Source organism: Enterobacter sp. BNK-14 (assembly GCF_047456095.1).
GTDB classification, from domain to species: domain Bacteria; phylum Pseudomonadota; class Gammaproteobacteria; order Enterobacterales; family Enterobacteriaceae; genus Enterobacter; species Enterobacter kobei.
Genome location: NZ_CP179897.1, coordinates 3,948,021 through 3,960,595, shown reverse-complemented (window position 1 = coordinate 3,960,595; position 12,575 = coordinate 3,948,021). Strand labels below are relative to the sequence as shown.

Annotated in this window: 8 protein-coding genes, 1 tRNA gene and 3 pseudogenes; 8 read left to right on the top strand and 4 right to left on the bottom strand. The window is 49.0% G+C overall.

Annotated features, from left to right (window positions below):
• The first annotated feature begins 302 nt into the window (after window positions 1-302).
• The 5 genes and pseudogenes from ACMGGM_RS18755 to ACMGGM_RS18735 all read left to right on the top strand — a co-directional run.
• Window positions 303-1,436, top strand: a pseudogene (locus tag ACMGGM_RS18755) (acyltransferase family protein).
• A gap of 539 nt (window positions 1,437-1,975) precedes the next feature.
• Window positions 1,976-2,338 (top strand): GtrA family protein, encoded by a 363-nt coding sequence (locus ACMGGM_RS18750; RefSeq protein ID WP_014882854.1) that lies wholly within the window; start codon window positions 1,976-1,978, stop codon window positions 2,336-2,338.
• Window positions 2,335-3,276 carry a glycosyltransferase family 2 protein gene (locus ACMGGM_RS18745; protein ID WP_014882853.1) on the top strand — a complete coding sequence of 314 codons (942 nt, stop codon included), beginning with the start codon at window positions 2,335-2,337 and terminating at the stop codon, window positions 3,274-3,276. The genes ACMGGM_RS18750 and ACMGGM_RS18745 overlap by 4 nt, the downstream gene beginning before the upstream one ends.
• Entirely contained in the window at window positions 3,273-4,745 is a 1,473-nt protein-coding gene (locus tag ACMGGM_RS18740) for a hypothetical protein (RefSeq protein ID WP_014882852.1), read from the top strand. The genes ACMGGM_RS18745 and ACMGGM_RS18740 overlap by 4 nt, the downstream gene beginning before the upstream one ends.
• A 113-nt stretch (window positions 4,746-4,858) precedes the next feature.
• Window positions 4,859-5,168 (top strand): annotated as a pseudogene (locus tag ACMGGM_RS18735) (tyrosine-type recombinase/integrase); the annotation flags it as partial.
• Window positions 5,169-5,183: 15 nt separating this feature from the next.
• Here ACMGGM_RS18735 and ACMGGM_RS18730 read toward each other — a convergent pair.
• Window positions 5,184-5,260 (bottom strand) — tRNA-Arg (locus ACMGGM_RS18730).
• A 278-nt stretch (window positions 5,261-5,538) separates the two neighbouring features.
• Between ACMGGM_RS18730 and ACMGGM_RS18725 the strand changes: the two genes are divergently transcribed.
• The 3 genes from ACMGGM_RS18725 (at window position 5,539) to fimZ (ending at window position 8,423) form a co-directional block, all read left to right on the top strand.
• Window positions 5,539-6,237 (top strand): EAL domain-containing protein, encoded by a 699-nt coding sequence (locus ACMGGM_RS18725; RefSeq protein WP_014882851.1) that lies wholly within the window; start codon window positions 5,539-5,541, stop codon window positions 6,235-6,237.
• A 24-nt stretch (window positions 6,238-6,261) separates the two neighbouring features.
• Window positions 6,262-6,978 (top strand): helix-turn-helix transcriptional regulator, encoded by a 717-nt coding sequence (locus tag ACMGGM_RS18720; RefSeq protein ID WP_014882850.1) that lies wholly within the window; start codon window positions 6,262-6,264, stop codon window positions 6,976-6,978.
• A gap of 812 nt (window positions 6,979-7,790) precedes the next feature.
• On the top strand, window positions 7,791-8,423 hold the full coding sequence (fimZ, locus tag ACMGGM_RS18715) for a fimbria biosynthesis transcriptional regulator FimZ (protein WP_014882848.1): 633 nt from the start codon (window positions 7,791-7,793) through the stop codon (window positions 8,421-8,423).
• A 51-nt stretch (window positions 8,424-8,474) separates the two neighbouring features.
• Here fimZ and sfmF read toward each other — a convergent pair whose 3' ends face one another.
• The 3 genes and pseudogenes from sfmF to ACMGGM_RS18700 form a co-directional block, all read right to left on the bottom strand.
• Entirely contained in the window at window positions 8,475-8,996 is a 522-nt protein-coding gene (gene sfmF / locus ACMGGM_RS18710; RefSeq protein WP_014882847.1) for a fimbria assembly protein, read from the bottom strand.
• Between the two features lie 9 nt (window positions 8,997-9,005).
• Complete coding sequence (gene fimH, locus ACMGGM_RS18705) at window positions 9,006-9,944, bottom strand: type 1 fimbria D-mannose specific adhesin FimH (protein ID WP_414149178.1); 939 nt, start codon at window positions 9,942-9,944, stop codon at window positions 9,006-9,008.
• Between the two features lie 61 nt (window positions 9,945-10,005).
• A pseudogene (locus ACMGGM_RS18700) lies at window positions 10,006-12,566 on the bottom strand (fimbrial biogenesis usher protein).
• Between the last annotated feature and the right edge of the window lie 9 nt (window positions 12,567-12,575).

Below are 12,575 nucleotides of genomic sequence, written 5' to 3'. Positions count from 1 at the left end.
TGGCGGTGGAAGCCCCATGATACGCCTCCAATAATTACTGGATGCATGAACAGAATGAATGATTGATGCAGTTGAGCAAGCGTTGAGATGAGAGGAATCCCCAAGTCATGCTAGATTCAAAAAAATTTAGTTTTTAAGCTCCACCTTAATCGATGTCACCAACTAGACAGCAAGAAAACGCCATGACCGTCGATTTCAGACTCTCTCAATGCTAGACTCTTCGCCATTCTAAAGTTCAAATGACTTTGAAGTGACATGGCGAATAATAGATTAATAGTTGATATTATAAAGGTATATAAATAATGGACGTCACTTACACAATTAGCATGGCGCTTTTTAGCCTTATTATTGCGCTTTTAATTTTCAGTCTCCCTGTTTTCAGGTTTATTGATGAAGAAACCGAAGCGGTTCGTTCCAATAGTCTTGATGGCATGCGGTTTTTATTGGCATCATTTGTTATTCTCCATCATCTTGATTGTTTGCATTCTTATATTACAAAGGGCATGTGGTCACCAAGTTCTTTATGGCTCACATACATGGGTAAATACGGCGTTGCGCTTTTTTTCATGACTACGGCATATCTCTTTTGGGGAAAGGTGAGAAATAAGGAAACCGTAGACTGGGTAGACCTTTATAAGAAGAGATTTTTAAGAATCGTTCCGCTAGCAACTGCATGCTCTTTTGCTGGATTGGTTTTGTTGTTTTCATTAACAGATCATGACCCTATTACATTGGATACAGTTTCAAAAACAATGTCATGGTTCGATGGTGGCCTCTGGAATAGCAAGCCTAATGTGACTGACTTTAATAAATAATGGATGGCACTGGCTGGTGTAACGTGGACGTTGAGGTGGGAATGGATGTTCTACTTTTCACTGCCTTTACTTTTTATTCTTAAAAAGTGGTCTATGGAGTTAACCATAGTCCTTTTTGCGTTTTCTGTATATTTATTGCCTGGCTTTACAAGAGATGCATATCTATGGTCATATTTTTTCGCCGGGATGCTTTGCAGGGAACTTAAGGACAAAATAATTATCTCCAGACTGCATGCAAACATACTTTTAGTGGCTACAGTTCTGATTACTGGCTTTGCACAGCCAGACCTGTTCAGGTCTCCGGAAAAGTTTTTTTTATGCGTAATATTTTTCTCTGTAATCTCCGGTGCCGACATATTCGGGTTACTGGCAACTAAGGCTGCAAAGAGACTTGGTGCTGTTAGCTATAGCCTGTACTTAACCCAGGGATTGATACTTTTCCCTTTAAGTCAAGTAATTAGTAAGGATGATGTTTCGCATACTGACTACAAGGTCATCACATTATTTGTTTCAGCATACATATCAATTTGCCTGCTATCCTCTTTGACCTACCATTTTGTGGAGAGGCCATTCATCAAATCGAAAAAAGCATCATTATACAAAACTAATACTGCTTCATAATTTATGGCGACCTGATGCGGTCGCCTTTTTTATTCTCTCGTAATGCCAAACTCGCTCTATCTGCAGACATTGCCATATTGACAGCCCAACCTTTGACGTTCCAAATAACCGGTAGTTGCCATCAATCCCGCATAGAAGATCGATAGTTAACCCCCTGTTCCTAATACTCCATGACTGGTGAGGAAAAGCCCCTTCAGAAAAACCTCACCATGTTATGCATGATCCAGTAACTGTTATCGCTTTAGTCTGTTGTCTTATCGGCCAAGTCGGGAGAGGGGGTAACGCTCTATCCAAGACTTAGCTCCGCTGCAGGTAAAATGCCAGTTGAACTCCCGTAACTGTTCAATGACGCGGTCTGAACTCAAGTAACTATGGGTGAGATGAATGCGCGCAACGAAAGAGGTGCTCACCTCTGCTGTGCGTGGCATGAATATCATACAAACAACTGTATCCATACACAGCCTCACTAAATAATAGGGTCGATCATGCTTCGCAGTGGTGTTAAAATCCTCGCCTTTCAGAATTAACTGATTTCTAAAATGGTAAAACTGTTTACTCGCTATGTTTCAGTGGGCGTGGTCAACACTGCTCTTCACTGGTTGTGTTTCGGTGCGCTTATGCATTTCCTCGATGCTAACCAGACCGTTGCGAACGTCGTTGCTTTCTGTATTGCGGTAACTTTCAGTTTTTTTGCGAATGCAAAATGGACGTTCAAGGCTCAGGCCACTTCTGCGCGTTACATCGCGTTCATCGTTTTCATGGGCGTTATGGCTGGCGTGACAGGATATATCGCGGATTTAATCGGCGCTCCACCTGTCGTTACCCTTGTCGCCTTTTCCGGATTCAGTCTTGTAGCCGGTTTTTTATACTCACGGTTCATTGTCTTTAGGGATGCGAAATGAAAATTTCTCTGGTCGTTCCTGTATTTAATGAAGAGGAAGCAATTCCGATCTTCTATAAAACAGTGCGCGAATTTGAAGATCTGCAACAACACGAAGTCGAGATAGTCTTTATCAATGACGGCAGTAAAGACGCCACAGAATCAATCATAAACGCGCTTGCTGTAGCTGACCCGCTTGTAATACCACTTTCCTTCACCCGCAACTTTGGAAAAGAGCCTGCGTTATTTGCGGGTCTTGACCATGCGACCGGTGACGCGATTATCCCGATTGACGTGGACTTGCAAGACCCGATTGAGGTTATTCCATACCTGATAGAGAAATGGCAAGCAGGGGCAGATATGGTTTTGGCTAAGAGAACAGACCGCTCTGCGGATGGACGACTCAAGCGCAAGACTGCTGAATGGTTCTATAAACTGCACAACAAAATAAGCAATCCGCAGATCGAGGAAAACGTTGGCGACTACCGTCTGATGTCTCGAGATGTAGTTGAAAACATTAAGCAAATGCAAGAACGCAATCTTTTCATGAAAGGCATTTTGAGCTGGGTTGGCGGCCGCACTGATGTTGTTGAATATGCTCGTGCTGAACGTGTTGCTGGGGATTCTAAGTTCAATGGTTGGAAGCTGTGGAATCTTGCATTGGAGGGTATAACCAGTTTCTCAACTTTCCCTCTGCGCATGTGGACTTACATTGGTTTATTCGTTGCTGGTATGGCCTTCATCTATGGCGCATGTATGATCGTCGACACGTTAGCATTCGGCAATCCGGTTCGCGGCTATCCATCAATGCTGGTTTCAATACTTTTCCTGGGCGGAATTCAGTTGATAGGTATAGGCGTACTTGGCGAGTATATCGGCAGGATATATGTTGAAGTTAAGGGAAGACCTCGTTACATCATCAAAAACGAACTTAAGGATAATCGGAAGGACGATAAATGATTAGTCATGCTTTGGAAAAAAAAACTCATTTTGAATGGATGCTATTCACATTTGTTTTCGCTGTAGTGGCTGTGTTTTTTACGGTTATCCATCCGGTGACAATCATCTCAGGTGATGAGTGGATTAACCTTTCTTCCGGTAGGCAGGCATATCCGCAATGGGGAGGTTTTAATCCGATTAAGGTTGTGCCTGAAGTAGCTTTCCCTCTCTTTGGTAACATAGCCTCATCGCTCCTAATGCCACTTGGATTTACTTTCCTTGAAGCTATTGCCTATTTTACAGCGATGTTAGTTGCAATTCTTGTTGTGGCGTTCCTTTATCAATTCTACCTTATGATGAGAGAGGCTGTAGGCCTGTCAACATATACAAGCTCAGCGATGGTGATATTCTATTTACTGTGCATGTTTGGCCTATTCAGAACTCTTAACAATAATAACAGCCCATACCTGTTATGGGAGCAAAACCTTACTTGTTATTATCACTACATTATCCCAGCGCTTATAAACGGAACTCTAGCACTTTACGTTTTGCGAATGTCGCCCTCATTAAAGTCTTTCTTTTACGAAAAAGCTATATTTTCTGGGATATTGATATTTGCCATTTATCTGTGTGTGTTTTCGAATATATTCGCTAGTATTGTGCTTGCTGTCATGTGCGGAGTTATACTTCTGCTGAAACTTATTAACAACAGATTCAAAATTGTTGAGACAGTTAAGGCTTACCCTTTCCACTGTATCACTTTGATAATGTGGGTCATTTCTGCTGTGTTTGAAATGAACGGAGGAAGAGCAGATCGCATGTCAAAAGATCACCTAGATATTTCAGGTACGGTCAACTCGTTTTACTCACTACTTAAACTAATAGACCGAACATTTTTCGTTGTTCTGGCTGTTGGATTGGTTTGCGGCGTAGTGTTCTTGCTGAGAAAAAAATCATGTGAAGGGAAACGATATGCTTTCTGTGTATCAGTAATTACTGGAGCTATTACCACATTAGCCCTTATTTTGGTGTGCGCAAAAGCTAGCGCAAACTACGCGACTCGACCAGTAGCAATGTGGGGTACATTTATGTACTTAATAGTGGCAGCTAGCATAGGACTTGGATACATCATCGATCGCTTTGAGGCTGTTCAATATATTGTCCCAATAATTTTACTGTGCTTGGTTAATAAGGCTACAGATCAATCACATTCTTTGCGCGAGTCTCACAATGGAAACATTCCTTTCTCCGTGGCAAATGCAATTGGACAAGATATGATTGATCAGATTCAGAGAGCTGTTGAAAGCAATCAGAGGACGATGACATTGCATGTCCCTAAGGGTGACAATAATGATAACTGGCCTTTCCCCGTGACCAGAGGAAAAGCAATCTCTGAGACGCTGAAGTCAAATGGATTAATACCTCGTAATATCGAGATAAAAATCCAACCTGACAGAGAAATGAACGCTAAATATGGTATGCCGATCTGATAACTCCCCCTCCTATGAGGGGGATATTAATGCTTTATCTACAATGGTGATAGTAAAAAGCTCAAGGTAGGTATTAGTTCACCCCAAGCTATCAACGCGGCATTAAAAATTTGACTCCGGTAATACGCAAAATGCCAGTGGACGACAATAGCGCCTAGCGCATTGGCTGGATAAAGCGGGCATTGAGGACTTGCGATTTCACGATCTGCGGCATACCTGGGCGAGCGGGTTAATTCAGCCCAGCGTGCCGCTGTCCTTTTTCAGGAAATGGGGGGCTGGGGGTCGATCGAAATGGTCCCTCGAAATGCCCACCTTGCACCTAACCATTTATGCGAACATGCACGGAAAATAGCTGCCAATTTTAGCGACCATGACACAAATACGACACAAGGAGAAAATCAGGCTGGCTCGAAACTGGCTTAGCTTACTAATATCGAATGGCACGCCCTGTAGGATTCGAACCTACGACCTACGGCTTAGAAGGCCGTTGCTCTATCCAACTGAGCTAAGGGCGCACTGAGAAGAGTGAACTTCGCGGCGGTGAAACGCGAAGAATTATACGGTCAATGGCAGGTGAGTCAATGCCTTTTCCGCTTTCAGAGGCAATTACCGCTAGCCGATTGTAAATACGGCTATTTTCTCAACATTTCTCGCTGTTTCACCTTAAAATTTAGCGCTGCGAAAAGGCTTAGTTGCATTTAAGTAACGCCTGCTGTTTTCCTGAACGTCAGCTCGTCACACTAGAGCGAGGTATCCCGGCCGCCTGGAGGCTGACATACAACAGGACAATGGAGTGACAGCGCAAAACCCGTTCGATACGCCCCCCCGATTACAGTCTATTTCTCAGGACATCGTCGGCATCAAACTGGAGCCTATCGTCGCCCTCAACGCCCGGCGCCGGGTCGGCGTGGAGGTCCTGAGCGTCTTGTCCGACACCGAGCATAGCGAGGACTTCTTCCGCCATCAGTCGGCAGACGCCTCTTTGACGCTGCTTGAAGCGCAGCTGGCCGCATTAAAAAATACCCCGCATGGCAATAATCTTTTTATTAATCTGCCGATAACCGTGTTGACAGCACCTGCGCCTTTTGCGCGGCTCATCAATATGAAAACCGCGCCGCTGAATATTGAGATTGTCGACCTCCCTCTCTTTCTGGCGTTCTCCGCCGCACAGAAGCAGAGCGTCGTTAACAACCTGCGGCAACTTCAGGAACGGGGACACACTATCTGGCTGGATGATATCGACGAAACTATCATTCAGCCGTTTTTATTTTGTCGATTACCGTTGAACGGCATCAAAATCGATAAGAACGCATTCTGGCGTTTACGCGCCACACCTGCACTGAGGAAACTGGTTTCACTTTGCTTTCAGCTGGCCGGAAGCGTACTCATCGAAGGTATTGAGACTGAACGCGATCGTATCTGGGCACTGCAGGCAGGTGCCGATCTCGGCCAGGGATATTACTGGCCGTCCTGGACATGGCCGGAGGATTAACACGCCATTTCCAGGAGGGAGGCCATGCGAATGACAGTGCGCCGTTACCGGCGGCGGCGTACAGGAAGTGATGCACTGGGATTTACGCACTCACCTTTTGCCCCCCCCTTTTTCGACCGACTCGAGTTTTTGAGCCAGTCCATCAACCAGCCCCGAAAAACCGATGCCCCGTTTATCATCCTGGTAACGGAGGACAATTTTTTGCGCTCCGGTTTTCTCAATGGGCAGTTTCCGCTAAGCAGCTGTTGCGACTTCACTTCGCTGGACGATGCGCTGGGTGCGCAGAGCCAATGGCCCTCGGCCCGTCTGGTAGTGGATATTGAAAGCCGTTCCACGGGGCTGATTGATCAGCTGGATCAGTTAAGAAGACATAGCCTGTATCCCCCCTTCCTGACGCCGTGGCTGCTGATCCGGGCTGATAATTATGACGCACGTCTCTTCTGCAAAGCGGCAGGTCCTTTTCATGTGCTCGAACGTCAGATGAACGCAGCAGGGCTTCAGCACAGCCTGATGGAACCCCGCCCCCTTCAGGGCTCCGATAGAGACTGGTTCTCGCGCAACGAATGGCCCATTTTGCAGGAGCTTGCCCGTGGCAAGACGTTACGACAGATTGCCCTTCTGCAGAATCGTCCCTATAGCCGCATTATCTATCGCCTCAGCTGCATCCTGATGAAGCTCGGGCTGAGCCATCGCCAGGAATTGTTACACCTTCTTAATAACCTCTCAGACTGCTCGTTTTAACTTACGTCCTAACCCCTTATTTCCTAAAGCGCTTTAAGAATTTACTTACCCATTATGTTAATTTAATGTTAAATATTAACAATAAAGTCGATTTTATAACTATTCCTAATTTATGGCCTTGAACCATGTGAAATGTCACAGATTGAATCAACTGCAGCACTTTCCTCCATCCGTTAAGTGAATGCAGAAGGCGTTAACGAGATGATAATGATGTAAAAACAAGCAGCTTCCCTTTACGCACCAGGAGCGGGAAGCGAAGCTGGCAGCACGTTCTCCTGTACGATGATGGAGCGACGTTGATATCGCTTAAGGACTTTCAGATGAAGGTCTGAGGCCCTGAGAGGGCACTTTTTCGCCTCCTCTTCTCAAGATCCTGCCTGAAATCGAGACGCCATTTCATTAACATTTTTGCAACATAAAGAGACATCTGTTATTTTTTGTTATTACATAAAGATGAAAAGATGCGGTAAATGGGATACCAGGATAATTCCGCTAAATTTAAAAAGGAGGCCATTCAGATCCAGAAGATAATACAAACCAATAAGCGGAACGTAATTTACAGGGTTTTCGGAAAAAACTTACCCTGTATAATAAGATGCGTATCAAAATTGAATAAGAAAAACCTTTTTGCCAACACCAGCCAAATGAGACGACCGCGCTGAGGCAGAGTTCTTTTCATTACGTAAACAGGGATGCTTTCGCTCTTTCCAGGGAAATACTACGGTATAGGGATCTGCTCATTATATCCTTCCGGCATTTCGAGAGTTTTACAAAACTCTACATAACGCTTTTAACAATCTGAGGCATTAAAAATGAAACCGGCATCCGTTATCATTATGGACGAACATCCTATCGTCAGAATGTCGATAGAAGTCCTGCTACAGAAAAATAAGAATATCATCGTCAAGCTTAAGTCTGGCGATAGCCATGAAGTTCTTGACTGCATCCGCAATCACCCTATCGATTTGGTGATCCTTGACATTGAACTTACGGGCACAGATGCCTTTGCTTTACTTAAGAGAATCAAAAACTTAAATAAAGACATTAAGGTTCTTTTCTTATCATCTAAATCAGAACTGTTTTACGCCGGACGTGCCATTCGCGCCGGGGCCAACGGCTTTGTCAGTAAACGAAAAGATTTGGGTGAGATCTACAACGCCGTAGAGATGATCCTGATGGGCTATTCTTTTTTCCCGTCGGAGACGCTGAATTTTATAAACCATATGGGGTCGGGAAAGGGAGAGCTGGCAGATATGCCGTTATCGAATCGCGAGGTTACGGTATTACGTTATCTGGCGAATGGGCTGTCCAATAAGGAAATTGCGGAGCAATTGCTATTAAGCAACAAGACCATTAGTGCGCACAAATCCAATATTTATTCCAAGCTGGGGGTGCAAAGCATCGTGGAATTAATTGATTACGCTAAAGCACACGAACTGCTATAACCTGAATTCACTCCCTGCAGTTTATCTGAGCTGCAGGGAGTGCGGTCAGTGCTAATTATAATTAATCATGAAGGTCGCATCAGCATCAGCCTTTCCGGGCTGAGGGTTATCGGCAGTAGCAATATAATTGGCATAAAATGACAGTGTCGCATTCCCCTGCGCATCGACCGTGACCGGCTGGCTGGCCTGCTGGAGATCCAGACGCGATTTATCCGCATCCCTGATCTCGACGGCGACGCGGCTTGCCGTGCTGGCGTCGTTCAGTGCCAGCAACCCGTTGTTGCTCCCGTCAGCTTTACCGGAAAACGTAATGGACGCGGCCCCTGGCGGACAGCCGGTCAGTTTCAGCGTAAAAGGCATGGGCTGCGTGCGGCTCCCGGTAGTGCTGAGCTGCTTCGTGGGCCAGGTGCCCAGCGTGACGGTTTTGTCACTGTCGTTCCCCTCGGCTACGCAGGTAAAATCGACGATATTGCCGTAGAGCTGAATGTTAATTTCGCCCAACGCGGTTTCCGCCTGAGCCTGTGTGCAAAGCGCAAAGAGCGCTACGGTGATAAAACGGATCCCGTTTCGCATATCGGCTCCTTAGTCGTAATCCACACGCAAATACCCGCGCGAGGTAAAGCGCCCTTCCGCGGGCTTATTGCCCGTCACGCTCACTGGCCAGACCCGGATCCCCACCTGCGCCTGCGCGCTGTCGTCCAGACGGAACGGAATTTTGCTCGTCAGGTTGTTAGGCGTTAACGGCGTACCACTCTCGTTGGCAATGATGAACCCCACATCCGGGTTATCCGATACCAGTGCATTACTGGAGACCTTTTCAGCCTCAACGCGCATCGTCAGCATGGCATTCGCCTCTACGTTAGTGCATTTAATCGCGATGGTTTTACTCTGCGATGAAACCCCTTCCGGCTTGTTACCCGCGCCCGCTTTGCTGAACAAGGAGGCGCCAATGTCCCCGAAATCAAACTCAACCACATTACCGGCATTGATTGCGCAGCTTTGCGGTACCTGAATGGTTCCGCTGTAGCTGATGGTATAGACCGGTGTGGTTAACGGGTCAGAGGCGGTCGTAGTCACGTAAACACGGAACATCGTGGCACGCGGGATCACCACCATGTTGATAAAACGCCGGGTCACCTTAAGACGGAAAACCAGGTTGGAATCCTTAACGCCAAACGGTTTGTTTTTTGAGACGTTCGGATGGCTCCCCATCTGGATATAGTTTTGCGGGGGGTAAAACTCGCCAGCATAGCTGTCCGTGATTTTCATGGCCCCATCCAGATAGTCGTTAAGCTTCAGATACTGGTAGCGATCGCTGGTCCCGGTGATCGGGTAATCCGTGACGTAGCTGCGTCTGGTGGTATTGCCGGTCGTGCCCTTCGGGCAGACGGCATTCACCCCCACCCATTGCGATTTTTCGCTGAGGGTCACAATCTGACCCACCTGGTTATTCGAGCTGTTGAATTTATCCGTCAGGTCGTAGTACACCTCTGTCGGCACGCCATTTTCGTTGACGCACACGGTCGCCAGTGCGTCTGACGCGGGCAGTAAAGCCAGAAGTGATAAAGCAAAAATGTGGATTTTAATCACAGCGGATCCCCTTAAGTGTGATTGCCTGTTGCAGGCTCTTTTCAGGCAAGCTGTAAGGCGCACGGCACTGGGACTGTGCCCCGTTCCCCACTGGATCAGCAGTTCGCCTTCGAGCGGCAGCCCACTCAGGTAAATTTGCCCGTCATCCCCCACCATGCTGGTCACGCCACTCTGGGTTTCACGCACCACGGCGCCGAACGGCACGGGCTGGTTACCACGTGTGACGGTCAGCAGGGCACGCACGCCAATACGGGTGTCAAAGCTGGCGCGCACCAGTGCGCCTTTGGTCGGCACCACGCTGCTCACGTTATTTTCGATATCGGTGTTGTTGCTCATGGTATTGGTATCCAGCGCCACGCGGTTATAGCGATAGACGGTGGCATACGGCATCACCGCATAGCCGCGCCAGTCGGTCTTCACGCCGGTCTGGTTTTCCACGCTGACGCCTGATGCCCCCGGGGCTTTGATCAGCACGTTGGTGTCGCCCAGCGGCTGGCTAAAGGTCACGCCATCAGCATGGCCGACCACCCCGCCGGAGAGCTGCCAGTTGAAATCGTGCTGATCGCGGGAATAGTTGTAGCCCACCCCCAGCGTGCCGTAGGTTGCCTGCCAGTTGGCGCTGGCGCTTCCGCTTGAGCCGTTGGTGCTGGCGTGTCCCTGGGTCACGCTGTAGTTCAGGTTGCGGTCCTCCAGCAGCGTGCCGCTGACGCCGGTTTGCCAGCTGGTATCACCCTCACTGTTTCGGCTGGCGGATGCCGTGGCGTAGGCGCGGTCAATCGCGCTGTCCCGGCGATAGCCCTGACGGGTAAACAAGCTAAACGGCACGGAGACGTTGAACGACGCGATCCGGTCAGTCCCGTCGATACCGACGGATTTGTTCCACGACCACGAGACGGAATAGTTGATCCCCTTCACGCCCCCCGCGTAACCCAGCTGATACCAGAGGTTCGTTTCGTCCGTCCCCCAGTAGGTTTGCTCACTCCCGGAAATATAGACCGAGCCGTAATCCCCCAGTGACTGAGAGACGTTGAGCTGAAAGCGGCCTTTTTTGTTCCACGTCAGGTTGTGATAACTCTGTACGTCAGGCACATCGTTACCGTCCTGATTATCGGCATACTGATAGCCTTCCATTGAGCGCCAGGCGACATCATCCAGGGTGTAAAACCCTTTGGTGGAGTAGCGGTAGCCCAGCAGCTGGAAGTTGGTGCCGAAGCCGTTGAGCGATTTGGCATAAAGAAAACGCAGCGACTGCCCTTCGTGCTTGCTGTCGTCCGCGAGCTGGCTGCGGGCATGAGTGATATCGACCGATACCGCGCCCCAGTCACCGAGGTTTTTCCCGGCCCCGACGGCCAGCGCGGTATAGCGTGACGCCAGCTGCGTACCGCCATACAGGGTAAAGCCGTTGGCAAGACCGGTCACCAGAGTGCCCTGGGTGAAGAACGGCGTATCCTGGTCGCTGTTACCGCTGCGATAGTCCCCCGCCACGAGATCGTATTTCCAGCGCCCTTCTCGCTGCAGCAGCGGGACGGTGGAATACGGCACGGTGTAGCGCTGCTGGCTGCCGTCTTTCTCTTCCACCGTCACCTCCAGGTCACCGCTTGAGGAGGTCGGGTTAAGATCGGTGATGGCAAAGGCACCAGGCTGAACGTAGCTTTGATAGATAACGTAGCCGTTTTGACGCACCACGACTTTGGCTGGCGTCCTGGCAATACCGCGCACGGTCGGGGCGTAGCCCTGCAGGCTGTCCGGGTACATGCTGTCGGACGAATAGAGTCGTCCGCCGCGAAAACCGACGCTGTCGAAAACATCATTCCCGGTATTGCTGTCGCCCAGCACCAGTTCGCTTTTGAGCGGGATAACGGTGCGCTGCGCCCAGGTGCCAATATTCTCCCACTCACTGTGCCGCTGCCCGTTATTCTGGGTGTAACGCCATGCGCCGTTGTTACGTAAACGCCAGGCACCATAGTTCAGCCCGCTCTGCAGGTTGAGATAGTAGCTATCGTCTTCGCTTCCCCGGTTGCCCGTGAAGCTGTAGTTCACCAGGGCGGCGGGAATACCTTCATCCCACTGTTCGGGCGGGATGTAGCCGCGCGCACTGTTTTGCATCGCCACCTGCGGCAGGCTGACGTTCAGACGCTGTGAGGCAAAGTTAAATACCGTTTCGCTGCCGGGAATGGCCGTGGTCAACGGAACGCAGGTTTCGCCCTGCACGTTAGCCAGTTCGGGAAACGCCGCAACGTTGACGCCAAAGCGATCGAGCATCGCGCGCGTAATGCACGGGGTCAGACCGCCCGCCACCGGTGGCGTGTTCTCAGCCTGCTCAAAACGCACGTCCTGAGTGCCGATAAACTCATCGTTACGCCAGATATCCACGCGATAAACGCCGGGTGCCTGCTGGTGTCCTTGTTCAAAACGCGACAAATCCGCCACGCTGGCAGTATCGTCAGACAAGAAGGCCGGGTTGAAGTAGCTTTCGCTCCAGCTAGCCTGGGGCCAGAGCGCGGCCATCAGCGCCAGCGCAACCGGGCAGTAACGTCCCTGATGGTTTTTCATCGCCCTGTC

Coding starts and splice junctions, on each gene's coding strand:
- ACMGGM_RS18740 (WP_014882852.1), top strand. CDS start 3,273: ATGATTAGTCATGCTTTGGAAAAAAAAACTCATTTTGAATGGATGCTA.
- fimZ (WP_014882848.1), top strand. CDS start 7,791: ATGAAACCGGCATCCGTTATCATTATGGACGAACATCCTATCGTCAGA.
- sfmF (WP_014882847.1), bottom strand. CDS start 8,996: ATGCGAAACGGGATCCGTTTTATCACCGTAGCGCTCTTTGCGCTTTGC.
- ACMGGM_RS18720 (WP_014882850.1), top strand. CDS start 6,262: ATGCGAATGACAGTGCGCCGTTACCGGCGGCGGCGTACAGGAAGTGAT.
- ACMGGM_RS18745 (WP_014882853.1), top strand. CDS start 2,335: ATGAAAATTTCTCTGGTCGTTCCTGTATTTAATGAAGAGGAAGCAATT.
- ACMGGM_RS18750 (WP_014882854.1), top strand. CDS start 1,976: ATGGTAAAACTGTTTACTCGCTATGTTTCAGTGGGCGTGGTCAACACT.